Source organism: Paraburkholderia sp. CNPSo 3274, from assembly GCF_024206475.1.
Lineage (GTDB): Bacteria > Pseudomonadota > Gammaproteobacteria > Burkholderiales > Burkholderiaceae > Paraburkholderia.
This window is the reverse complement of record NZ_JAMBPR010000015.1, coordinates 1-21370: the sequence shown is the minus strand read 5'-3', so window position 1 is coordinate 21370 and position 21370 is coordinate 1. Positions and strand designations below refer to the sequence as shown.

At 64.6% G+C, this 21370-nt stretch carries 17 protein-coding genes; 1 reads left to right on the top strand and 16 read right to left on the bottom strand.

Annotated features, from left to right (window positions below):
• Positions 1-18 precede the first annotated feature (18 nt).
• The 16 genes from M3I54_RS12600 to M3I54_RS12525 all read right to left on the bottom strand — a co-directional run bounded on the left by M3I54_RS12600 (position 19) and on the right by M3I54_RS12525 (position 20516).
• Positions 19-2460, bottom strand: a complete 2442-nt coding sequence (locus M3I54_RS12600; protein ID WP_254336274.1) for a 3-hydroxyacyl-CoA dehydrogenase/enoyl-CoA hydratase family protein — start codon at positions 2458-2460, stop codon at positions 19-21.
• A 129-nt stretch (positions 2461-2589) separates the two neighbouring features.
• Complete coding sequence (locus M3I54_RS12595) at positions 2590-4377, bottom strand: acyl-CoA dehydrogenase C-terminal domain-containing protein (RefSeq protein WP_254336272.1); 1788 nt, start codon at positions 4375-4377, stop codon at positions 2590-2592.
• Between the two features lie 70 nt (positions 4378-4447).
• Positions 4448-5047 (bottom strand): TetR/AcrR family transcriptional regulator, encoded by a 600-nt coding sequence (locus tag M3I54_RS12590; RefSeq protein ID WP_254336270.1) that lies wholly within the window; start codon positions 5045-5047, stop codon positions 4448-4450.
• A gap of 261 nt (positions 5048-5308) precedes the next feature.
• Positions 5309-6670 (bottom strand): cardiolipin synthase ClsB, encoded by a 1362-nt coding sequence (clsB, locus tag M3I54_RS12585; RefSeq protein ID WP_254336451.1) that lies wholly within the window; start codon positions 6668-6670, stop codon positions 5309-5311.
• Between the two features lie 68 nt (positions 6671-6738).
• The gene (gene nudB, locus M3I54_RS12580) at positions 6739-7215 is read right to left on the bottom strand and encodes a dihydroneopterin triphosphate diphosphatase (protein ID WP_254336268.1); all 477 of its coding nucleotides are present in this window, start codon (positions 7213-7215) and stop codon (positions 6739-6741) included.
• 148 nt (positions 7216-7363) lie between these two features.
• The gene (gene aspS / locus M3I54_RS12575) at positions 7364-9169 is read right to left on the bottom strand and encodes an aspartate--tRNA ligase (RefSeq protein ID WP_254336266.1); all 1806 of its coding nucleotides are present in this window, start codon (positions 9167-9169) and stop codon (positions 7364-7366) included.
• 64 nt (positions 9170-9233) lie between these two features.
• Positions 9234-9875, bottom strand: a complete 642-nt coding sequence (locus M3I54_RS12570) for a DUF502 domain-containing protein (protein WP_254336264.1) — start codon at positions 9873-9875, stop codon at positions 9234-9236.
• Between the two features lie 98 nt (positions 9876-9973).
• A complete protein-coding gene (locus M3I54_RS12565) occupies positions 9974-10333 on the bottom strand; it encodes an FmdB family zinc ribbon protein (RefSeq protein ID WP_254336262.1) in 360 nt (119 codons plus the stop codon).
• A gap of 217 nt (positions 10334-10550) precedes the next feature.
• Positions 10551-11201, bottom strand: coding sequence for a methyltransferase domain-containing protein (locus M3I54_RS12560; RefSeq protein ID WP_254336260.1), 651 nt, complete (start codon positions 11199-11201; stop codon positions 10551-10553).
• A gap of 26 nt (positions 11202-11227) precedes the next feature.
• Positions 11228-12805: a ubiquinone biosynthesis regulatory protein kinase UbiB gene (gene ubiB / locus M3I54_RS12555; protein WP_254336258.1), complete on the bottom strand. Its 1578-nt coding sequence runs from the start codon at positions 12803-12805 to the stop codon at positions 11228-11230.
• A gap of 18 nt (positions 12806-12823) precedes the next feature.
• A complete protein-coding gene (locus tag M3I54_RS12550; protein ID WP_254336449.1) occupies positions 12824-13459 on the bottom strand; it encodes an SCP2 domain-containing protein in 636 nt (211 codons plus the stop codon).
• 173 nt (positions 13460-13632) lie between these two features.
• Positions 13633-14673 (bottom strand): Tim44 domain-containing protein, encoded by a 1041-nt coding sequence (locus M3I54_RS12545; protein ID WP_254336256.1) that lies wholly within the window; start codon positions 14671-14673, stop codon positions 13633-13635.
• Between the two features lie 36 nt (positions 14674-14709).
• On the bottom strand, positions 14710-15441 hold the full coding sequence (gene ubiE, locus M3I54_RS12540) for a bifunctional demethylmenaquinone methyltransferase/2-methoxy-6-polyprenyl-1,4-benzoquinol methylase UbiE (protein WP_254336254.1): 732 nt from the start codon (positions 15439-15441) through the stop codon (positions 14710-14712).
• Positions 15442-15531: 90 nt separating this feature from the next.
• Entirely contained in the window at positions 15532-15945 is a 414-nt protein-coding gene (locus M3I54_RS12535; protein ID WP_254336252.1) for a gamma-butyrobetaine hydroxylase-like domain-containing protein, read from the bottom strand.
• A gap of 57 nt (positions 15946-16002) precedes the next feature.
• Entirely contained in the window at positions 16003-16428 is a 426-nt protein-coding gene (locus M3I54_RS12530; RefSeq protein WP_254336250.1) for an HIT family protein, read from the bottom strand.
• 41 nt (positions 16429-16469) lie between these two features.
• Positions 16470-20516, bottom strand: a complete 4047-nt coding sequence (locus tag M3I54_RS12525; protein ID WP_254336248.1) for an FAD/FMN-binding oxidoreductase — start codon at positions 20514-20516, stop codon at positions 16470-16472.
• Positions 20517-21065: 549 nt separating this feature from the next.
• Here M3I54_RS12525 and M3I54_RS12520 point away from each other — a divergent pair.
• On the top strand, positions 21066-21370 hold a 305-nt coding region (locus tag M3I54_RS12520; protein WP_254336246.1), incomplete at its 3' end, for a pyridoxal-phosphate dependent enzyme.

Below are 21370 nucleotides of genomic sequence, written 5' to 3'. Positions count from 1 at the left end.
TGGTGTGCGTCGTGCCGCTTAGTTGCGCACCGGCTTGCCGGTTTGCAGCATGCCCATGATGCGTTCCTGAGTCTTCTGCGTGCCGAGCAGATCGACGAAGGCGCGGCGCTCGAGCTTGAGCAGCCATTCTTCGTCGACGAGACTGCCCGCCTCGACATCGCCGCCGCACACCGCTTCCGCGATCCGGCTCGCGATCAGGAAGTCGTGATCGCTGATGAAGCGGCCGTCGCGCATGTTCACGAGCGATGCCTTGATGGTCGAGATCGCCGAGCGGCCCGCCACCGGAATCTGCGTCGCGCGCAGCGGCGGACGGTAGCCCGCGGCGCTCAGTGCGCGCACTTCCTTCTTCGCCGTATCGAGCAGTTCGAACACGTTGAAGACGATCGTGTCCGAAGGTTTCAGGTAGCCCATTGCGCGTGCTTCGTGCGCCGAGGCCGAAACCTTCGCCATCGCGGCGTTTTCGAACGACTTCTGCAGGAACCGGAGCAGATCGCTCGGTACCGCGCCAATCGCCTGCGCGCCTTCGGCTGCGCGAATCGCCGCTTCCTTGAGGCCGCCGCCAGCGGGCACGAGACCCACGCCCACTTCCACGAGACCGACATAGCTCTCGATATGCGCCACGCGCTTCGCGCTTTGCAGCATGATTTCGCAGCCGCCGCCGAGCGCGATGCCCGACACCGCCGTGATCACCGGCACGTTCGCGTACTTCACGCGCAGCATCGTGTCCTGGAACTTCTTCACGAACGGCTCGATGCCCTTCGCGCCGCCCATCATGAACGCGGGCATCGCCTCTTCGAGGTTCGCGCCTGCCGAGAACGGACCGCCCGGCGCGCCGAGCTTGAGCGACGTCGGTTGCCAGACCACGAGGCCCTTGTAGCCGTCTTCCGCGATGTCGATGGCCTTCACGAGGGAGTCGAGCAGGCCCGGGCCCATCGTGTTCATCTTGCTCTTGTACGAGACGATGACGACGTCGTCCTCGCCCGCGCGGTCGTCCACCCAGGCGCGCAGGTTGTCGTTCTCGAACAGCGTCTTGCCGTAGGTCTTCGGATCGCGTGCGCTCGTTTCACCGAACAGCGCCGCACGGAATACCTGACGCTCGTACACCGGCAGATTCGAGCGCGGCACGAAGCGCGCTTCAGCGGGCGACCACGAACCTTCCGCACCATGCACGCCGCCGTTCGCCGCGACCGGGCCTTCGAACACCCAGGCGGGCAGCGGTGCATTCGACAGCGCCTTGCCCGCGTCGATGTCTTCCTTCACCCACTCGGCGACCTGCTTCCAGCCCGCGGCCTGCCAGCCTTCGAACGGACCTTCGTTCCAGCCGAAGCCCCAGCGGATCGCGAGATCGACATCACGCGCGTTCTCGGCGATCGACTGCAGATGCACGCCGATGTAGTGGAACACGTCGCGGAAGATCGACCACAGGAACTGCGCTTGCGGATGCTGCGTTTCGCGCAGGAGCTTCAGGCGCTCGGCGGGCGGACGCTTGAGGATGCGGCCCACCAGATCGTCGGCCTTGCCGCCGCCGTCGACGTACTCGCCCGTGTTGGCGTCGAGCACCTTGATCGACTTGCCTTCCTTGCGATAGAAACCGCCGCCCGTCTTCTGGCCGAGCGCGCCCTTCGCCACGAGACCCGCGAGCACCGCCGGCGTCTCGTAGACCGGGAAGAACGGATCATCCTTCAGGTTGTCCTGCATCGTTTTGATGACGTGCGCCATCGTGTCGAGACCCACGACGTCCGCCGTGCGGAACGTCGCCGACTTCGCGCGGCCAAGGCGCGCGCCCGTGAGGTCATCGACTTCGTCGAAACGCAGACCGAACTTCTTCGCCTCGGCGATCACCGCGAGGATCGAGAACACGCCCACGCGGTTTGCGATGAAGTTCGGCGTGTCCTTCGCGCGCACCACGCCCTTGCCGACCACGCTCGTGAGGAACGATTCGAGCTGGTCGAGGATTTCGGGCTTCGTTTGCGACGTCGGAATCAGCTCGACGAGGTGCATGTAGCGCGGCGGGTTGAAGAAGTGCACACCGCAGAAGCGCGTCTTCAATGCATCGTCGAAGCCATGCGAGAGTTCGGTGATCGACAGGCCCGAGGTATTGGTCGCGAAAATCGCGTTCGGGCCGAGGTGCGGCGCGACCTTCTTGTAGAGGTCGTGCTTCCAGTCCATGCGTTCGGCGATCGCCTCGATCACCACGTCGCATTCCGCGAGCTTGGCGATGTCGTCTTCGTAGTTCGCGGGCGTGATGTATTGCGCGTCGTCCTTCACGCCGAACGGCGCGGGCGAGAGCTTCTTGAGGGTCTCGATCGCCTTCAGCGCGATGGCGTTCTTCGGGCCTTCTTTCGCGGGCAGATCGAACAGCAGCACGGGCACGCGGGCGTTGATCAGGTGCGCGGCGATCTGCGCGCCCATCACGCCGGCGCCGAGCACGGCCACCTTGCGAATATTGAGGTTGCTCACGTTGTTCCTCCAGCGGGTATGCAATGTCGAGCGGATTGAGGTGTGAGGGCGGCGCGCGTCAACGGGCACCGCCTCTGCACATCGTGTTGACGGGGCGCGCGCCCTTGAAAAACGCGCGCCCGTTGGCTTTTAGAACAGCGCTTCGTCGACTTCCATCAGCGTCTTCGAACCCGCGCGCGCCTGGCGGATCGACGTGGCCGTTTCGGGCAGCAGCTTCGCGAAGTAGAAACGCGCCGTGGCCAGCTTCGACTTGTAGAACGGATCGCCCGAGCTTTCCTTGTCGAGCGCGATACGCGCCATGCGCGCCCAGAAGTACGCGAACACGAGGTGGCCCGCCGTACGCAGGTACGGCACCGCGGCCGCGCCCACTTCGTCCGGGTTCTGCATCGCCTTCATGCCGATTTCCATCGTGAGCTTCTGCATCTTGTCGCCAATGTCGGCGAGCGGATTCACGAACTCCTGCATTTCCGGCTTGATGCCTTCGGCTTCGACGAAATCCGTCACGAGCTTGCCGAACTTCTTGAGCTTCGCGCCCATGTCGCCCAGCACCTTGCGGCCCAGCAGGTCGAGCGACTGGATCGTGTTCGTGCCTTCGTAAATCTGGTTGATACGCGCGTCGCGCACGTACTGCTCCATGCCCCACTCGGCGATGAAACCGTGGCCGCCGTACACCTGCATGCCGAGGTTGGTGCTCTCGAATGCGTTATCGGTGAGGAAGGCCTTGATGATCGGCGTGAGCAGCGCGACGAGGTCGCCGGCTTCCTTGCGCTCGCTTTCATCGCCGTGCGAGAGCTCCTTGTCGATCTGCAGCGCCGACCAGTACGTGAAGGCTCGCGCGCCTTCGGCCCAGGCCTTCTGCGTGAGCAGCATGCGGCGCACGTCCGGATGCACGATGATCGGGTCAGCGGCCTTTTCAGGCGCCTTCGGGCCGGTCAGCGCGCGCATCTGCAGACGCTCCTTCGCATACGTGAGGGAGTTCTGGTAAGCGACTTCGGTGAGACCGAGGCCCTGCATGCCAACGCCCAGACGCGCCGCGTTCATCATCACGAACATGGCGTTCAAGCCCTTGTTCGGCTCGCCGACGAGCCAGCCCTTTGCGCCGTCGAGATTCATCACGCAGGTCGCGTTGCCGTGAATGCCCATCTTGTGCTCGATCGAGCCGCACTTGATGCCATTGCGCTCGCCCACTTCGCCCGTTGCCGTGGGAATGAACTTCGGCACGACGAAGAGCGAAATGCCCTTGGTTCCCGGCGGCGCATCAGGCAGACGCGCGAGCACGAGGTGGATGATGTTCTCGGCCATGTCGTGCTCACCGCTCGAGATGAAGATCTTCGTGCCGGTGATCGCGTACGAGCCGTCGCCGTTCGGCTCGGCCTTCGTGCGCAGGATGCCGAGGTCGGTGCCGCAGTGCGGCTCGGTCAGGCACATCGTGCCGGTCCACACGCCTTCGACCAGCTTCGGTAGATAGGCCTTCTGGAGTTCGGGCGTGCCGTGCGCATGCAAACACTCGTAGGCGCCATGCGAAAGACCCGGGTACATGGTCCACGCCTGGTTCGCCGAGTTCAGCATCTCGTAGAGCGCGTTGTTCACGAACGCAGGCAGGCCCTGGCCGCCGTAGTCGGGATCGCAGCCGAGCGCGGGCCAGCCGGCTTCGACGTATTGCTTGTACGCTTCCTTGAAACCAGCAGGCGTGGTGACGACGCCGTCGCCGGCGTAGGTGCAGCCTTCACGGTCGCCGACCTGGTTCAGCGGAAACAGCACCTCGGAGCAGAACTTGCCGGCTTCTTCGAGCACCTGGTTGATGGTGTCGGCGTCGAGGTCGGCGTGCTTCGGCATCTGCTTCACTTCGCCTTCCACGTTCAGCAGTTCGTGCAGAACGAACTGCATGTCGCGCAGCGGCGCGGTGTACTGTCCCATGTCTTCTCTCCAAAATTTGAGCTTCGGGTCCCTCGCGCGCCGCCGCGACTTCGATGTTGCGGCTTAGGCGCTACTGGGTCTCGCTCTGATACGAAACAATCAGCTTCTCGAACGCGGCCCACGTATGCTCGACCGCGTCCGGCAGATGCAGGAAGCGGCCGTCATGATGCAGGCCGAGCGTCACGCTATACAGTTCGAAGAGCATCAGCGCGGGATCGGTCTCCTTGCGCAAATGGCCTTCTTCGATTGCCTGCGAAATGGCCCTCAGGAGCGCCGAGCGCCACATCGACACGCTCGCGACCAGCGTCTCGCGCACCTGGCTGTCCGCGCGGTCGTCGTACTCGACGGCGCCGCTGATGTAGATGCAGCCGGTCGTGACTTCGTGAATGCGCTTCTCAAACCATCGCGACAGCATCGCACGCAGACGCGGCAAACCGCGTGGCTCGCGCAAACTCGGAAAGAAGACTTCTTCCTCGAATCGACGGTGGTACTCGCGGACCACCTCGACCTGCAGGTCTTCCCGAGACCCGAAGTGAGCGAAGACGCCACTCTTGCTCATCTGCATGCGCTCGGCGAGCAGGCCGATGGTCAGGCCTTCAAGGCCATCGCGACCTGCCAGGTCGAGTGCTGCATCCAGAATGGCGGCTCGTGTCTGTTCGCCTTTTCGCATAGCTTTCTTTACCGTAACGATGTGGCCGCGATGTTGCCGTCAACTACTCGTCAACTGCTTACATCAAGACCCGAATTAAATCGAACGGCCGTACTATTGTTGAGGACAGCCGTCCGCGAAACAAGGACTTTATTAGAAACCGATTTCTAACCGGCACTCTAATTTTCGGGGTTCGTGCGCCGCGCGCAAGCCGACATTCTCTCGATTGCACGTGCGGGGGGGCGTATGGCAGACATGCCGCGCGGCAGCCCGCGAGCGATGCTAGTCGTAGCCGCCGATGGTGATGAGTTTCATGACCGCACGGTACAGCGAAAAAGCGAACCAGCTCACCGCTCGCACGTGCCACGGGCGCGATTCGTAACGTGCGCGGTCGATCTCGGGCGACTCCTCGAACGCGGCGAGGATGGCGTCGCGCAGCTCCTCGATCTGCGCATGGCTCACGAGCAGGACGTTGGCCTCGTTGTTGAGCACCAGGCTAAGCGCGTCGAGGTTCGACGAACCGACCGTGCCCCACAGGCAATCGACCACGGCCACCTTCCCGTGCAGCATGGTCTTCTCGTACTCAGCAATCTGAACGCCCGCGCTGAGCAACTGGTGATAAAGGAAGGGGGTGCCGTAGTCGAGCACCTTGAATTCTTTTCGTCCGATCAAAAGCTTCACGTCGACGCCGCGCGTGGCCGCCTCGACGAGCGCGCGCCGCAGCCGCCGCCCCGGCATGAAATACGGATTGGCGAGCAGCACTTCCTTGCGCGCCTCGCCGATGGCTTCGAGGTAGGCCTTCTCGATCGCGCGGCGGTTCACGACGTTGTCGCGCGCCACGAACGCCACGCAAGGCACGTGCGCCGTGCGCGGATCGGGCACGCCCGCGCGCAGGCGCTCGCGCAAACGCTCGACAATGCGCCGCGCACGGCCCGTGCGCATGACGGGCGCGAGTTCGCGCAGCATTTCATTGACGGCCTTGGTTGGCCGGCCGATGGTGTGCCCTGTTGGATGCGGCGCGAGATAGCCGGCACTCGCGGGGACGCCCGGCGAAAGCGAGGTTGGCGACCCCGGCGCGGCAAGCGGCGGCCGATAGCCGAGCCGGATACGCCGCCATTGAAGTTCGACGGCCTCACGCACATCCACGACGACCGGGCCCGTCAGCTCTACCGCGAAATCCCAGCGCGGAAACGGCAGCGGCTTGCCGTCGTTCAACATGTCGTCGACGACGTTGATGCCGCCGCAGTACGCGTAAAGATCGTCGACGACAACCAGCTTGCGGTGCGTTCGCGAGAAGCCGAAGCGCCCAAAGATATGCGGGTTGTAGATACGATGCTCGACGCCGGCGGCAGGCCATTCGTTGAAAAGATCCAGCCTCTCGGTGCCCACGCCGTCGGTGATCACTCGTACGCGCACACCGCGCCCCGCCGCGCGCACGAGCGCGTCGGACACGGCCTGGCCGGTATCGTCATGGCAAAAGATGTAGGTTTCGAGCGCGACATCGCGCTGGGCCGCGTCGATGCGCTCGATCATCGCCGAGAAGAGAGCCGTGCCCGACTGGAAAAGCCGCACGTCGTTGCCGCTCGTAAAGCGATAGCGCGAACGATAACGCCGGCCAAGCAGCGCCTCGCGCAACCGAACCAGGCGGTGCGGCTCGACTTCGCGGCCGTTCTCGTCCGCGAAGGGATCGGGGCGCTCGCGCTGGGTCTCGCTCACTTGCTTGCTCCACGCAACCGCTCGGGCAGTTGCAATATGGCCTCGCGGTTCGACCACGAGAAGCACTTCGCCGCCGCCTGCTCGTATGGCAGCCACACATAAGCCGTATGCTCGCGCGGCGCGAGCGTGACGACTGTGCCCGTGGGCACTTCCAGGCTGAACCAGTGCTCGGTATTGCGCGTGACGCCGGGCGCATAGCGATGGCGCCACACGGGATAGATTTCATACTCGATCTCGTGGTGCCAGTCGAGCAGCGCCGCCTGCGGAACGCCCAACGCGCCGACAGCGATACCGGTCTCCTCGCCCACCTCGCGCACGGCGGTTTCGGCGAACGGCTCGCCTGGGCGATCTTTCGAGCCGGTGACCGACTGCCAGAAACCCGGGCGGTCGGCGCGTTCGATGACCAGAACCTCCAATTGCGGCGTATGGATGACGACGAGTACGGATTCCGGAATCTTCGGCGGCTTCTGCATGGTGAGGGAGCGTGGGGAGGAACGCGCGCTGCGCGCTTGCGGCGCGTCTCAAGGTAATTTAACGCAAAAAGCAAAAAAGGCGCACGATGCGCCTTTTTTGTTGTTGCGATGCAAAAGCCCTGATGGGCCTTCGCAGCAGGAGTACCGCTTACTGCGCCGTCTTCTGCTCGGGCTGACGCAGACGGATGTGCAGTTCGCGCAGTTGACGCTCGTCCACCGGGCTCGGCGCCTGCGTGAGCAGATCCTGCGCGCGTTGCGTCTTCGGGAACGCGATCACGTCGCGAATCGAATCGGCGCCGGCCATCATCGTGACGATGCGGTCCAGACCGAACGCGATACCGCCGTGCGGCGGCGCGCCGTATTGCAGCGCGTCGAGCAGGAAGCCGAACTTCGCGCGCGCTTCTTCCGCATTGATCTTGAGCGCGCGGAACACCTTGCTCTGCACGTCTTCCTGATAGATACGCACCGAGCCGCCGCCGATTTCCCAGCCGTTCAGCACCATGTCGTAAGCCTTGGCGAGGCAGCGGCCCGGATCCGTTTCGAGGTATTCCAGGTGCTCGTCCTTCGGGCTCGTGAACGGGTGGTGTGCGGCCACGTAGCGGTTTTCTTCCTCGTCGTACTCGAACATCGGGAAGTCGACGACCCACAGCGGCTTCCAGCCCTTCTCGACGAGGCCGTTGGCCTTGCCGAACTCCGAGTGGCCGATCTTCAGGCGCAGTGCGCCCAGGCTGTCGTTCACGACCTTCGCGCGATCTGCCGCGAAGAAGATGATGTCGCCGTCTTGCGCGCCGGTGCGCTCGAGAATCGCGGCAATCGCGGCGTCGTGCAGGTTCTTGACGATCGGGCTTTGCAGACCGTCACGGCCCTTCGCCGCTTCGTTGACCTTGATCCACGCGAGACCCTTCGCGCCGTAAATACGCACGAATTCCGTGTAGCCGTCGATGTCGCCGCGCGAAAGCTCGCCGCCCTTCGGCACGCGCAGCGCCGCGACGCGGCCGTCCTTCGTGTTGGCCGGTGCGCTGAACACCTTGAAGTCGACGTCCTTCATGGCATCGGTCAACTCGGTGAATTCGAGCTTCACGCGCAGGTCCGGCTTGTCCGAACCGAAGCGGCTCATGGCTTCCGAGTACGGCATGACCGGGAACTTCGCATCGAGCTCGACGCCGATCGTTTCCTTGAACACGTGACGCGCCATGTCCTCGAACAGGTCGCGGATTTCCTGCTCGCCGAGGAACGACGTTTCGCAGTCGATCTGCGTGAATTCGGGCTGACGGTCGGCGCGCAGGTCTTCGTCGCGGAAGCACTTGACGATCTGGTAGTAGCGATCGAAGTTCGCGACCATCAAGAGCTGCTTGAAGAGCTGCGGCGACTGCGGCAGCGCGAAGAACTGACCCGGGTTCGTACGCGACGGCACGAGGTAGTCGCGCGCGCCTTCCGGCGTGCTCTTCGTGAGCATCGGCGTTTCGATGTCGATGAAGCCGAGCGCGTCGAGATACTTGCGCACGGCCATCGTCACGCGATAGCGCAGACGCAGGTTGTGCTGCATCTGCGGACGGCGCAGGTCGAGCACACGATGCGTGAGGCGCGTGGTTTCCGAGAGGTTGTCGTCGTCGAGCTGGAACGGCGGCGTGACCGACGCGTTGAGCACCACGAGTTCGTGGCACAGCACTTCGATCTTGCCGCTCGTGAGGTTCGCGTTGACCGTGCCTTCCGGACGATTGCGAACGAGACCCTTTACCTGCACGCAGAACTCGTTGCGCACGCCTTCGGCGATCTTGAACATTTCCGCGCGGTCCGGATCGCAGACGACCTGAACGAGGCCCTCGCGGTCGCGCAGGTCGATGAAGATGACGCCGCCATGGTCGCGGCGGCGCTGCACCCATCCGCACAGCGAAACAGTTTGGCCCAGCAGCTGTTCGGTCACCAGACCGCAGTATTCAGATCTCATCGACATGATGTTCGTCTTTCGTTTTGCATGAATGAACGGGAGCGGCGCGCGGTAGCGCGTCGTCCGGTATTTAAAGCGGAGGATCGATGGGGCGGCGTGGAGAGGTTGCCGGCGCGACCACGCCCATCGAAACAATATACTTGAGCGCGGCGTCGACGGTCATGTCCAGCTCGACCACCTCGCTCTTTGGCACCATCAGGAAAAAGCCCGACGTGGGATTTGGCGTAGTCGGCACATACACGCTCACGTGATCTTCCTGCAGGTGGTTGACCACGTCGCCGCCGGGAATGCCGGTGAGAAACGCGATCGTCCACGAACCCTTGCGCGGGTACTCGATCAGGAGCGCCTTGCGAAATGCATTGCCGTTGCTCGAAAGCAGTGTATCGGAAACCTGCTGGATGCTGCCATACAGCGGACCGATGATCGGGATGCGGCGCACCAGCGCGTTCCACCACTCCACCAGCTTCTGGCCGATGAAGTTGTGCGTGAGCACACCGACCCCGAAGATGAACGCGAGCGTGAGCACTGCGCCGAGGCCCGGCAGGCGCACGCCGAACATGCGCTCCGGCCGCCACGATTCGGGAAGCAGCAGCAGCGTCTGATCCATCGTGCCGATGACGAGGTTCAGCACCCACAGCGTGATGGCCAGCGGCACCAGCACCAGCAGGCCGGTCAGGAATACCGATTTGAACGTCGCTTTCTTGATCGTCATGTACACCGCCATGCGGGCCGCGCGCGGCATACGGGCTGCCGGCGCGGCTTCGGCGCGGCGCGTGTCCCCGGAGATGCAGGAATCGCGCCGCAGGTTTTTCAGGTCGAGGCTGCCGGGCTGGGCGTGCTCGCTGGGCTGCTCGCGGCGGGCGCGGCTGCGTTCGCATCGCTGGAAGCGCTCGCGGCGCCCTCGCCGGCCGGCTTGCTGGCCTCCGACGACGACGCGTTTTCGCCAGCCGCCTGCGCGCCAGTCGCCGCACCGCTCTTACCGCCGTTGCCGCTGCGGAAATCGGTGACGTACCAGCCCGAACCCTTCAGCTGGAAGCCCGCTGCGGTGACCTGCTTACGAAATGTGTCCGCGCCGCAGCTCGGGCACTGCGTCAGTGGCGCATCGCTCATCTTTTGGAGCACGTCCTTGTCGAAGCCGCACGACTCGCAGCGATAAGCGTAGATCGGCATGGTCTCTATCCTGATGAAAATCTGATAATTGCTTGCAAAGCCTTGAATTATAGCCGCAAACCAGGATCGCCCCTGGCATTTACCGGGCTTGGGTGTCCAGCAGGGAGGGTCGGAGGGTTGCGGCCGCCTCAACTCAGATGAGGGCAGGTTGCGCGCACATCAAGAGCGCGCGCGGCCATGCAAGGCGGCGAGCGCATGGCGTGCCGCCTGGGACAGCTCAAGCGTGCGAAGGCGCGACGTCGTTGCGGCGCCACACGAGCCAGCGCTCGCGCCCGACGAACACGGGCAGCGAGTCAGCCACGGGCTGATCGTCGGCCAACGTGAAGTACGGCGTGAGCAAGGCGTCGAGTTCGTCGCGCGCGATGGCGAACGGCGGCCCCTTGGGCGTCTCGCCGATGAAGAAGTAGCCCGCGAGCAATGCGCCGGGCTGCAACAGCTGGGCCATGCGGGTGGCGTAGCTCGCGCGCTGCGCCTTGGGCAATGCGCACAGGAACGCGCGCTCGAACACCCAGGCCGCCGTGAACGGCGGCGTGTAGGCGTAGAAGTCCGCCTCTTCGACGACACCGGCGTACTGCCCCAGCGCCGTGCGCGCGCTCGCGACCGCGGCCGGCGCGAAGTCGATGGCGCGCACCGTGCGGCCGCGCTCGGCGAGCCAGCGTGCCTCCCAGGCGTTGCCACAGCCCGGAATCAGCACGGCAGCCTCAGGGTGTGCCGTGGCGAAGGCTTCAAACTGGCGCTGCACGCCCGCCTGATCCCACGGCGTGAAGCCGCGCACGAAGCGCTCGTCCCAGAACGAGGGCGACGCTGGGTCGCGGGTTTCGAACTCAGGCGCTTCGCCCGGTTGCGGCGGCAGGGTCGGGTCGCTCATCGTCTCACTCCTTGTTCTCGTGGCCGTCAGCCGCCGTAGGCGAACGCGAGCCACAGGCGCGCCGCCACCATGCCCACGCCCACGGCCACGCCGAACACGAGCAGGCCCTGCAGCAGGCGGTTCGTTCGGCGTTGCTCGGCGAGCATCGCGCGGATCGTCTCGTCGTTCGCGAAACCGCCCGGCTCCTGGCGGTGCAGCAGCGCCTGGTGCACGAGGCGCGGCAATTGCGGCAGCGTCTTGCTCCATTGCGGCGCTTCGATCTTGAAGCGCTCGTACCAGCCGCGCAGGCCGATCTGTTCGGTCATCCAGCGCTCGAGATAAGGCTTCGCCGTTTTCCAGAGGTCGAGCTCCGGATCGAGCGAGCGCCCGAGGCCCTCGACGTTGAGCATGGTCTTTTGCAGCAGCACAAGCTGCGGCTGGATTTCCACGTTGAAGCGCCGCGAGGTCTGGAAGAGGCGCAGCAGCACCTGACCAAGCGAGATGTCCTTCAACGCCCGGTCGAAATACGGTTCGCACACGGCGCGAATCGCGCTTTCCAGTTCTTCCACGCGCGTATGGGGCGGCACCCACCCCGATTCGATATGCAGCGTCGCGACGCGGTGATAGTCACGCTTGAAGAACGCGAGAAAATTCTGCGCGAGGTAGTTTTTGTCGAAGTCAGACAGCGCGCCGACGATGCCGAAATCGAGCGCGATATAGCGGCCGAAATGCGCGGGATCGAGACTCACCTGAATGTTGCCGGGATGCATGTCGGCGTGAAAGAAGCCATCGCGGAACACCTGCGTGAAGAAGATCTCCACGCCCTCGCGCGCGAGCTTCGGAATGTCCACGCCCGCCGCCCGCAGCTTGTCCACCTGGCTGATCGGCACGCCGACCATGCGCTCCATCACGAGCACGTTGGCCGTGCTGAATTCCCAGTACATTTCCGGCACGAGCAACAAGTCGAGGCCCGCGAAATTGCGGCGCAACTGGCTGCCGTTGGCGGCTTCGCGCATCAGGTCGAGCTCGTCGTGCAGGTACTTGTCGAATTCGGCCACCACTTCGCGCGGCTTCAGGCGCTTGCCGTCGGCCCACAGGCGCTCGGCCCACACGGCGATGTCACGCAGCAGCGCGAGGTCGGAATCGATCACCGGACGCATGTTCGGGCGCAGCACCTTCACCGCCACCGGCTTGCCTGCGTGCTGGCCCGACTTCACCTTGGCGAAGTGCACCTGTGCAATCGACGCGCTCGCCACCGGCACGCGTTCGAACTCGTCGAAGATCGCGTCGACCGGCGCGCCCAGCGACTTCTCGATCAGGCCAATCGCCACGTTCGAATCGAACGGCGGCACCTGGTCCTGCAGCTTCGCAAGTTCGTTGGCGATATCGGGCGGCAGCAGGTCGCGGCGCGTAGACAGCACCTGGCCGAATTTTACGAAGATCGGGCCGAGGCTTTCCAGCGCGAGACGCAGACGCAAGCCGGGCGGGTCGTCGAAGCGACGGCCGATCGTGGTGATGCGCAGGAGCAGCGTCACACGCCGGTCGTTGATCCGGCTCAACATCATCTCGTCCAGGCCGAAGCGGATGACGGTGAAGACAATCTTGAGGAAACGCAGAAAACGCATGTCTGGGGGGCCTGTTGACTAGCGCGAGCCGAGCGGCGCAGCGCTTTGGCTCCCGCCGCTGGCCTGTGATTTTTGTTCGAGTCGCTCGATGCGCTTTTCCACACGTGCCAGCGCATCGCGTGCGCGCGACAGCTCCTCGTTGAAGCCGTCGAGCTCGGCGCGCCGCACGAGCTGCGGATTTTCATCGAGCAGATATTCCGTGACCGAGCCGAGCACGTTGCGCCCGGTGCGCAGGGCCTGCTCGCCCGCGGCGCGCGCGAGCGTGGCGATGCGTGAAGCCGGCGCGTCGCCAATCAGCTTCGCGAGGTCCTCTTCGGGCTCCCAGCGCAGATGCTCCGCGAGCTTGCCTATGACCTGCGCAAACTCGGCGTCGCCCTCGATCTTCACGTGCTTCATCACGGCCGCCTGGCCGCCCTGCATGAACGACGAGAGCGCGCCTGCGGGCACTGACAGCGTGACATCGACGTCGCCCGCATCGTGGTCCTCGACCGCGCCCAGATAGCCGTCCGGCTGCACGAGCAGCGTGAGCACGATGGGCGGGCATGTGAGACGCGCCGTCTTGCCGGCATAAGGGGCGAGGCGCTCACGTGCCCACGTTTCGCGGGCGAGCAGGTGATTCACGGCAGCAGCAAAGGGCTTGGCGGCAAGAGTCATCGGCATGGAATAAGAAAACCCGCACGGGCACAAGCCCGGGCGGGTTCCTATTGTAACGTTCGAGCCGTAGGATCGCGCCGCCGTCCTGCCCTGTCCAATGCGGCGCGGCGGCTGGAAGGCGCCGCACTCCGTGATCTGAATCAAATCACGAGACGCGCGGCCTCAGTACCGACTCAGTGAGATTCGACCTGCTGGATGCCCGCGAGCAGCCAGCCTTCGCCCGACGTGCTGGACTTCGAGAGATTCCACACCTCGACGAACGGCGCGGCCGGCTCGCCCATGGCTTCGCGAATCAGGCCGGAGAAGCGCACGCTCGCAAGGTATTCGCTGCCGCGATCTTCCACGCCGAGCAGGTCCGCGTTGAGTTGCACGACGTCGGTCTGGTTGGGCTGCGCGCCGCGGCCCGCGAGATCGACGCGGATTTCGGCGAACATCTCGGGCGTCGTGAATTCGCGGATGTCGTCCATGTTGCCGGCGTCCCACGCGGCCTGCAGGCGCACGAAGTAGACCTTCGCATTACGCACGAAGGCTTCCGCGTCGAAGCCGGCCGGAATTGACGCAGCTGCAGTTGACGGCGTATCGACATGCGGCGTGCTCACCGGATTGCCTTCAGGCGCGAGGTCTTGCCCCGTGGGCGGCGCAGTGTAGCGCGGCTCCAGCGGCTGATACCCGCCCGACGACGGGTTCAGGCTGTTCGACGACGCGTGCGAATAGCCGGCGCCGCCCGTTTGGTACGCGGGTTCCGCGGCACGGCGGCGGCTCATGAACTTGCGGATCAGCCAGATGGCGACGAAGGCGATGATCGCGATCACGATCATGTTGGCCATCATGCCGGCAAACGCCTCGCCAAGACCGAAGTGCGAAAGCAGCGCGGCGATGCCGAGACCGGCCGCGAGGCCTGCGATAGGCCCAAGCCAGCGATTGCGCGCCGGTGCGGGCGCAGGCGTGGGCGCAGGCGTGCCGGGAGCGCGCTGGGCTCCAGCCTGCTGCGCGGGATTCGCGGGAGCGGGCTGGGCCGGCGGCGGCGTGGTGCTGCGCTGCGAGGCGACCGACGACTGCTTGCCGAAACTGCGGCCGCCACCCATACGGCGAGCCTCCGCATCGAACGACGCGAGGCTGCCAGCAATCATCACGCCGGCAAGAGCCAGGACGCCGATTCGTCTGGCCCATGACGCTGAAAGCTTTCTGGAAGCATCGATTCGGGGCTCAGACATAGCGGAAATTCCTTTAAAGACAGTAAGTTGGGAACACTAATACTTTGTGCCGACGTGTAAGGCTACCACGCCAGCTGACAAATTGTAATATTTGACGGCTTCAAGGCCGACTTGTTCCATCATCGTCTTGAGTGTTTCCTGATCCGGATGCATGCGGATCGATTCCGCGAGGTACTGGTAGCTGTCCGCGTCCTGCGCAAAGCGCCGGCCAAGCCACGGCAGCACCTTGAACGAATACACGTCATACGCCTTCTTGAGCGGCTCCCAGACCTTCGAGAATTCGAGCACGAGCACGCGGCCACCCGGCTTGAGCACGCGGCGCATCTCGGCGAGCGCAGCGTCCTTATGCGTCATGTTGCGCAGGCCGAAAGCCACGGTCACCACGTCGAAGTGGTTGTCCGGAAAGGGAATTTTCTCGGCGTCGCAAAGGAGCGCCGGGGTGATCACGCCGTTGTCGATCAGGCGGTCGCGGCCCACGCGCAGCATCGACTCGTTGATGTCGGTGTGCCAGACCTCGCCCGTCGGGCCCGCTTTCTTCGCGAACGCCATGGAAAGGTCGCCGGTGCCGCCCGCGATGTCGAGCACCTTCGCGCCGGGCCGGATGTTCGCCTGTGCGATCGTGAACGCCTTCCACGCGCGGTGCAGCCCGCCCGACATCAGGTCGTTCATCAGGTCGTAGTTTGAGGCGACCGAGTGAAACACGCCGGCCACCTTCTTCGCCTTGTCCTGTTCGTCGACTGTCTGATAGCCGAAGTGGGTTTTGCTCATCGCGCTCGTCCTTTCGCGGAAGGGTGTTCTATTGGAGTGCTGCGCCGCGTCTGTCAGAGAAGCGGCGGGGCTGGATCGTAACAGGAAGCGTCAGTGGCAGTGGCCATGCGCTGCAGGGGGCGCCGCCATGGGTGCGTCGCGCTCGACGCCCGCCGCCTTCAGTTTGGCGAAATATTCCGCCCAGAGTTCGTCCTGGCGCGTGGCGAACTCGTAGAGCTGGTCCCACGAGTAAATGCCGGTGTTGTGGCCGTCGGAGAACGTGGGCTGCAGCGCGTAGTTGCCGACACCTTCAAGCGCCGTAATCGTCACCTCGCGCTTGCCGGTCTGCAGCGTTTCCTGGCCGGGGCCGTGCCCACGCACCTCCGCCGAGGGCGAAAACACGCGCATCAGCTCGAAGGGCACGCGGTAGCTCTCCCCGGTCGCATACTGGAGTTCCAGCACGCGCGAGACGGCGTGCACCACGACGCCGGTCGGTACCGGCGTATCGGATTTCAGTCCACTCATGATCGTTCCTGCTGTTGGACGCGCATTGGACGCTCACCGCCCCCACCCCTTCAGGCCTTAAGCCTGCTCCATTTCCTGGCGCAACGCGTCGCGCAGCAGCGTGGCCTGCGCGCGGCGCTGGCCCAGCATCGCCTCGGACACCGTGCGCTGGCGCGGCGCCCAGACGGGCAGCGGGAAATGTGCGTCGTTCGTAAAGCGCGGAATGACGTGCCAGTGCACGTGCGGCACCTGGTTGCCGAGGCTCGCCAGATTCACCTTCGAAGGATGCATGACGCGGCGCAGCGCACGCTCGACGGCGTACACCGCCCGCATCAGATGTTCCCGGTCGGCCGCGCCCAGGTCCGAGAATTCGGCAACGTGCGCATTCCAGATGACCCGGCAAAAGCCGGGATAGTCGGCCTCGGCAGTCGCGAGCACGACGCGCATGCGCTCGTCCTGCCACAGCACATCGCCGCCTTCCTCACTGCAGAATATGCATGTCATCGTCGTCCCCGAACCCGTTCACGGAAAATTGAGCGCTGCCATTAGACCAGCACGCGCTCGATTCCGCCATTGTTCGCGTTCTGAACGTAGTCCGCCATCCAGTTTTCGCCAAGCAGGTGTCGGGCGATTTCCACCACGATGTAGTCGGCTTCGATGTTGGCGTCTTCGTTGTACCGCGACAGACCCTGGAGGCACGACGGGCAGCTCGTCAGAATCTTGACGTCCTGCGTCGTACCCTGCCCGCCCGCTTCCTGCTGCGTCGCCGGCTGCACCCCGTTCGCGCCGTTGCCGACGATCGGAATGCCGCGCAGCTTCGCCGCGCCCTTGCGGATTTCCTCTTCCTTGCGGAAGCGCACCTGCGTCGATATGTCCGGGCGCGTAACGGCCAGCGTGCCCGATTCGCCGCAGCAGCGATCGTTCTTCTCGATCTTGTAGCCGTCCTTTTCGGAACCCATCAGCTCATTGACGAGCTTGACCGGATCGATCGTCTTGATCGGCGTGTGGCACGGGTCGTGGTACATGTAGCGCGTGCCCGTCACGCCGTCGAGCTTGATGCCCTTCTCCAGCAGGAACTCGTGGATGTCGATGATGCGACATCCCGGGAAAATCTTGTCGAATTCATAGTCCGCGAGCTGGTCATAGCACGTCCCGCACGACACCACGACGGTCTTGATGTCGAGGTAGTTGAGCGTGTTCGCGACGCGATGGAACAGCACGCGGTTATCGGTGACGATCTTCTCGGCCTTGTCGTACTGGCCCGAGCCGCGCTGCGGATAGCCGCAGCACAGGTAGCCCGGCGGCAGCACCGTCTGCACGCCCGCTTCCCAGAGCATGGCCTGGGTGGCGAGACCCACCTGCGAGAACAGACGCTCCGAGCCGCAGCCGGGGAAGTAGAACACCGCCTCCGAATCGACGTTCGTCGTCTTCGGGTTGCGGATGATCGGCACGATCTTGTTGTCTTCGATGTCGAGCAACGCGCGCGCCGTCTTCTTCGGCAGGTTGCCCGGCATCTTCTTGTTGACGAAGTGGATCACCTGCTCGACCACGGCCGGCTTGCCCGTGGATGCGGGCGGATGCGCCGTCTGCTTCTTCACGACCTTCTTGAGCAGGTCGTTGCCAAGGCGCTGCGCCTTGTAGCCCACGCCCATCATCGCGGTACGCGCGAGATTGATGGTCTGCGGGTTCGTGGCGTTCAGGAAGAACATGCCGGCCGCGTTGCCCGCGTTGAACTTCTTCTTGCCCATCTTGCGCAGCAGATTGCGCATGTTCATGGTCACGTCGCCGAAGTCGATCTTGACCGGACACGGCGTCACGCACTTGTGGCAGACCGTGCAGTGGTCGGCCACGTCGTTGAACTCGTCCCAGTGCTTGATCGACACGCCGCGGCGCGTCTGCTCTTCGTACAGGAACGCCTCGACCAGCAAGGAGGTCGCGAGAATCTTGTTGCGCGGGCTGTAGAGCAGGTTCGCGCGCGGCACGTGGGTCGCGCACACCGGCTTGCACTTGCCGCAGCGCAGGCAGTCCTTCACCGAATCGGCGATTGCACCAATGTCGGACTGCTGCATGATGAGCGACTCGTAGCCCATCAGGCCGAACGACGGCGTGTAGGCGTTGCGCAGGTCGGCGCCTTCGAGCAGCTTGCCCGCGTTGAAGCGGCCTTGCGGATCGACGCGTTGCTTGTAGGCGCGGAACTCGGCGATCTCGTCTTCCGTGAGGAATTCGAGCTTCGTGATGCCGATGCCGTGCTCGCCCGAGATCACGCCGTCGAGCGAACGCGCGAGCTTCATGATGCGCGCCACAGCGACATGCGCGTCCTGCAGCATCTCGTAGTTGTCGGAGTTGACCGGCAGGTTCGTGTGCACGTTGCCGTCGCCGGCGTGCATGTGCAGCGCCACAAACACACGGCCGCGCAGCACCTTCTTGTGGATCGCCTGGGCCTCGTCGAGGATCGGCTTGAATTCGCCGCCATTGAAGATCTTGCGCAGTTCCGCGCGGATCTCCTGCTTCCACGAGATTCGCACCGTGCGGTCCTGGGTCACGTGGAAGACGTTGGCGTCCGGCTGCGCGTCCACGCGGTCGGCGAACTTCTCCGCCAGCGCCTCGTAGCCCAGTTGCACGAGATAGTGCTGCGCCTCGCGCAGCGACAGGTCGAGCTTCTCGCCCACGAAGGTCCAGCGCTCGCGCACGCGCTTGAGCAGGTCGAGCGCCTGCTGAACGCGGTCTTCGAGCAGTTCCGCGGAGGGAATCTCGTTTGCGTCGTCGGTCTTGCCGAGCGGCAGCTTGCCCGCCTTGAAGAACGCTTCGAGCGCGTCGACCAGTTGCAGCTTGTTCTTGAGCGACAGCTCGATGTTGATGCGCTCGATGCCGTCCGTGTACTCGCCCATGCGGTCGAGCGGGATCACGACGTCTTCGTTGATCTTGAATGCGTTGGTGTGCTTGGCGATCGCGGCCGTGCGGCTGCGGTCGAGCCAAAAGCGCTTGCGCGCCTCGGCGGACACCGCGACGAAACCTTCGCCGCTCTTGCCGTTCGCCATGCGGATGACTTCCGAAGTCGCGGTAGCCACGGCATCGGCGTTGTCACCGACGATATCGCCGATCAGCACCATCTTCGGAAACGCGTTGCGCTTGCTCTTGGTCGCGTAGCCCACAGCGCGCAGATAGCGCTCGTCGAGATGTTCGAGGCCCGCGAGAATCGCGCCGCCCTGTTTCGACGTTTCGAACAGGTAGTCCTTGATCTCGACGATGCTCGGAATCGCCTCGCGCGCCTGGCCGAAGAACTCCAGACACACCGTGCGCGTATGCGCGGGCATCTTGTGCAGCACCCAGCGCGCGGACGTGATGAGCCCGTCGCAGCCTTCCTTCTGCACGCCCGGCAGGCCCGCGAGGAACTTGTCGGTGACGTCCTTGCCGAGACCTTCCTTGCGGAAGCGCTTGCCTTCGATATCGAGCGATTCGGTGCGCAGGAGCTTTTCGCCCGGCGCGTATTCGCCGTCGAACCACTTCAGCTCGAAGCGCGCCACGGGAATGTCGTGGATCTTGCCCATGTTGTGGTCGAGGCGCGTGACTTCCAGCCAGTTGCCCTGCGGGTCGACCATGCGCCACCAGGCGAGATTGTCGAGCGCCGTGCCCCACAGCACCGCCTTCTTGCCGCCCGCATTCATCGCGACGTTGCCGCCGATGCAGGACGCATCGAGCGAAGTCGGATCGACTGCGAAGACGAAGCCCGCCGCGTCGGCCGCGTCGGTCACGCGGCGCGTGACCACGCCCGCGCCCGAGAAAATGGTCGCAACCTTGCGGTTCACGCCCGGCAGCTCGGTCATCTCGACGGGGCCAAGTTGCTCGAGCTTTTCGGTGTTGATGACGGCCGAGAACGGGGTGAGCGGCACCGCGCCACCCGTGTAGCCCGTGCCGCCTCCGCGCGGAATCACGGTGAGCCCCAGTTCGAAACAGGCCTTGATGAGGCCGGCGATTTCGGCTTCGGTATCGGGCGTGAGGACGACAAACGGATATTCCACGCGCCAGTCGGTCGCGTCGGTCACGTGCGAGACGCGCGCGAGGCCGTCGAAACGGATGTTGTCCTTGGCCGTGCGCTTGCCGAGCACCTTCGTCGAGCGGCGGCGCAGGTCGGCCACCTTCTCGAACTCGCCCGCGAAGGCGTCGATGGCGCGGCGCGTGGCGCCGACCAGCTTTTCCACGCGCGCGGCACGGTCCACGCCTTCCTTGTCTGCATGCTCCTGCAGGTCGGCGCGGCGGCGCTTCTCGATTTCACCGAGGCGGTGGTTCAACGCCTCGATCAGGAGCGCGCGGCGTTTCGGATTGTCGAGCAAATCGTCCTGCAGATACGGATTGCGGCGCACGACCCAGATGTCGCCCAGCACCTCGTAGAGCATGCGCGCCGAGCGGCCGGTGCGGCGCTCCGCGCGCAGCACGGCGAGCGCGTTCCATGCCTCTTCGCCAAGCAGGCGGATGACGATTTCGCGGTCCGAAAAGGACGTGTAGTTATAGGGAATCTCGCGCAGGCGCGGTTCGATGTCGGCGGCCACGGCGGCGGGGGCGCCGTGAGGATCGAAAACTTGAGGTGCGTTCATGGTTGGACGACTCTTTGGGCCAGTCCCGCGCACGGCTCGCGGCCGCTGCGACGGATACTGACGGGGCGCGTGGGGCGCTATTCTGAAATCGTGTCCGCCTGTGGCAGGCTGCGGACGAAAGGGGTGGGGAGGCACATGGCGGCAACGCTCACGCCGATGGTTCCCCGGCGCTCGGATTTAGCGACACGATCGTGCGTGGCGGGCGTGCCGCTGCGCCGCCGGGCGGGTCACGCGCCGTGCGGGCATCAAATGGGCTCTCCGAGGTTGCCAGTGCATCATCCGATCCTTGTTTCGAAAAAGGATTTTACCGCATGATCCGCACCCGCGCTGACGCGGCGTAGGAACTTGGTGAACACACAAGATTCACTTGCGTAGACGGGTGATTCGCGCCGGATTGCGCGCGCTTTGACGATGATTTGCCTTCCGGCCGGTCGGTGAATAGCGCTGCCGCATCGAGCGCCAGCCGCCTGCCCGCGCCGCCAGCGCCGGAGCCGTTGGCGCTATCATTTACGCTTTCCCGCCCTAAACCCGCGCCCGGCGCGCCCTCGCATGGCCTCCCACGACGATTACCTGAAGAAAATCCTCACCGCCCGCGTCTACGATGTCGCCCGCGAGACCGAACTCGAGCGCGCCCCGAATCTCTCGGCGCGCCTGCGCAACGCCGTGTTCCTCAAGCGCGAGGACAACCAGCCGGTGTTCTCCTTCAAGCTGCGCGGCGCGTACAACAAGATGGCGCATCTCACGCCCGCGCAGCTCGAGCGCGGCGTGATCACCGCCTCGGCGGGCAATCACGCGCAGGGCGTGGCGCTTTCGGCGGCGAAGCTCGGCGTGAAGGCCGTGATCTGCGTGCCGGT

Coding starts and splice junctions, on each gene's coding strand:
- M3I54_RS12595 (WP_254336272.1), bottom strand. CDS start 4,377: ATGGGACAGTACACCGCGCCGCTGCGCGACATGCAGTTCGTTCTGCAC.
- M3I54_RS12525 (WP_254336248.1), bottom strand. CDS start 20,516: ATGAACGCACCTCAAGTTTTCGATCCTCACGGCGCCCCCGCCGCCGTG.
- nudB (WP_254336268.1), bottom strand. CDS start 7,215: ATGCAGAAGCCGCCGAAGATTCCGGAATCCGTACTCGTCGTCATCCAT.
- M3I54_RS12545 (WP_254336256.1), bottom strand. CDS start 14,673: ATGTCTGAGCCCCGAATCGATGCTTCCAGAAAGCTTTCAGCGTCATGG.
- ubiB (WP_254336258.1), bottom strand. CDS start 12,805: ATGCGTTTTCTGCGTTTCCTCAAGATTGTCTTCACCGTCATCCGCTTC.
- M3I54_RS12530 (WP_254336250.1), bottom strand. CDS start 16,428: ATGACATGCATATTCTGCAGTGAGGAAGGCGGCGATGTGCTGTGGCAG.
- M3I54_RS12560 (WP_254336260.1), bottom strand. CDS start 11,201: ATGAGCGACCCGACCCTGCCGCCGCAACCGGGCGAAGCGCCTGAGTTC.
- M3I54_RS12550 (WP_254336449.1), bottom strand. CDS start 13,459: ATGACTCTTGCCGCCAAGCCCTTTGCTGCTGCCGTGAATCACCTGCTC.
- M3I54_RS12570 (WP_254336264.1), bottom strand. CDS start 9,875: ATGACGATCAAGAAAGCGACGTTCAAATCGGTATTCCTGACCGGCCTG.
- aspS (WP_254336266.1), bottom strand. CDS start 9,169: ATGTCGATGAGATCTGAATACTGCGGTCTGGTGACCGAACAGCTGCTG.
- M3I54_RS12590 (WP_254336270.1), bottom strand. CDS start 5,047: ATGCGAAAAGGCGAACAGACACGAGCCGCCATTCTGGATGCAGCACTC.
- M3I54_RS12535 (WP_254336252.1), bottom strand. CDS start 15,945: ATGAGTGGACTGAAATCCGATACGCCGGTACCGACCGGCGTCGTGGTG.
- M3I54_RS12565 (WP_254336262.1), bottom strand. CDS start 10,333: ATGCCGATCTACGCTTATCGCTGCGAGTCGTGCGGCTTCGACAAGGAC.
- ubiE (WP_254336254.1), bottom strand. CDS start 15,441: ATGAGCAAAACCCACTTCGGCTATCAGACAGTCGACGAACAGGACAAG.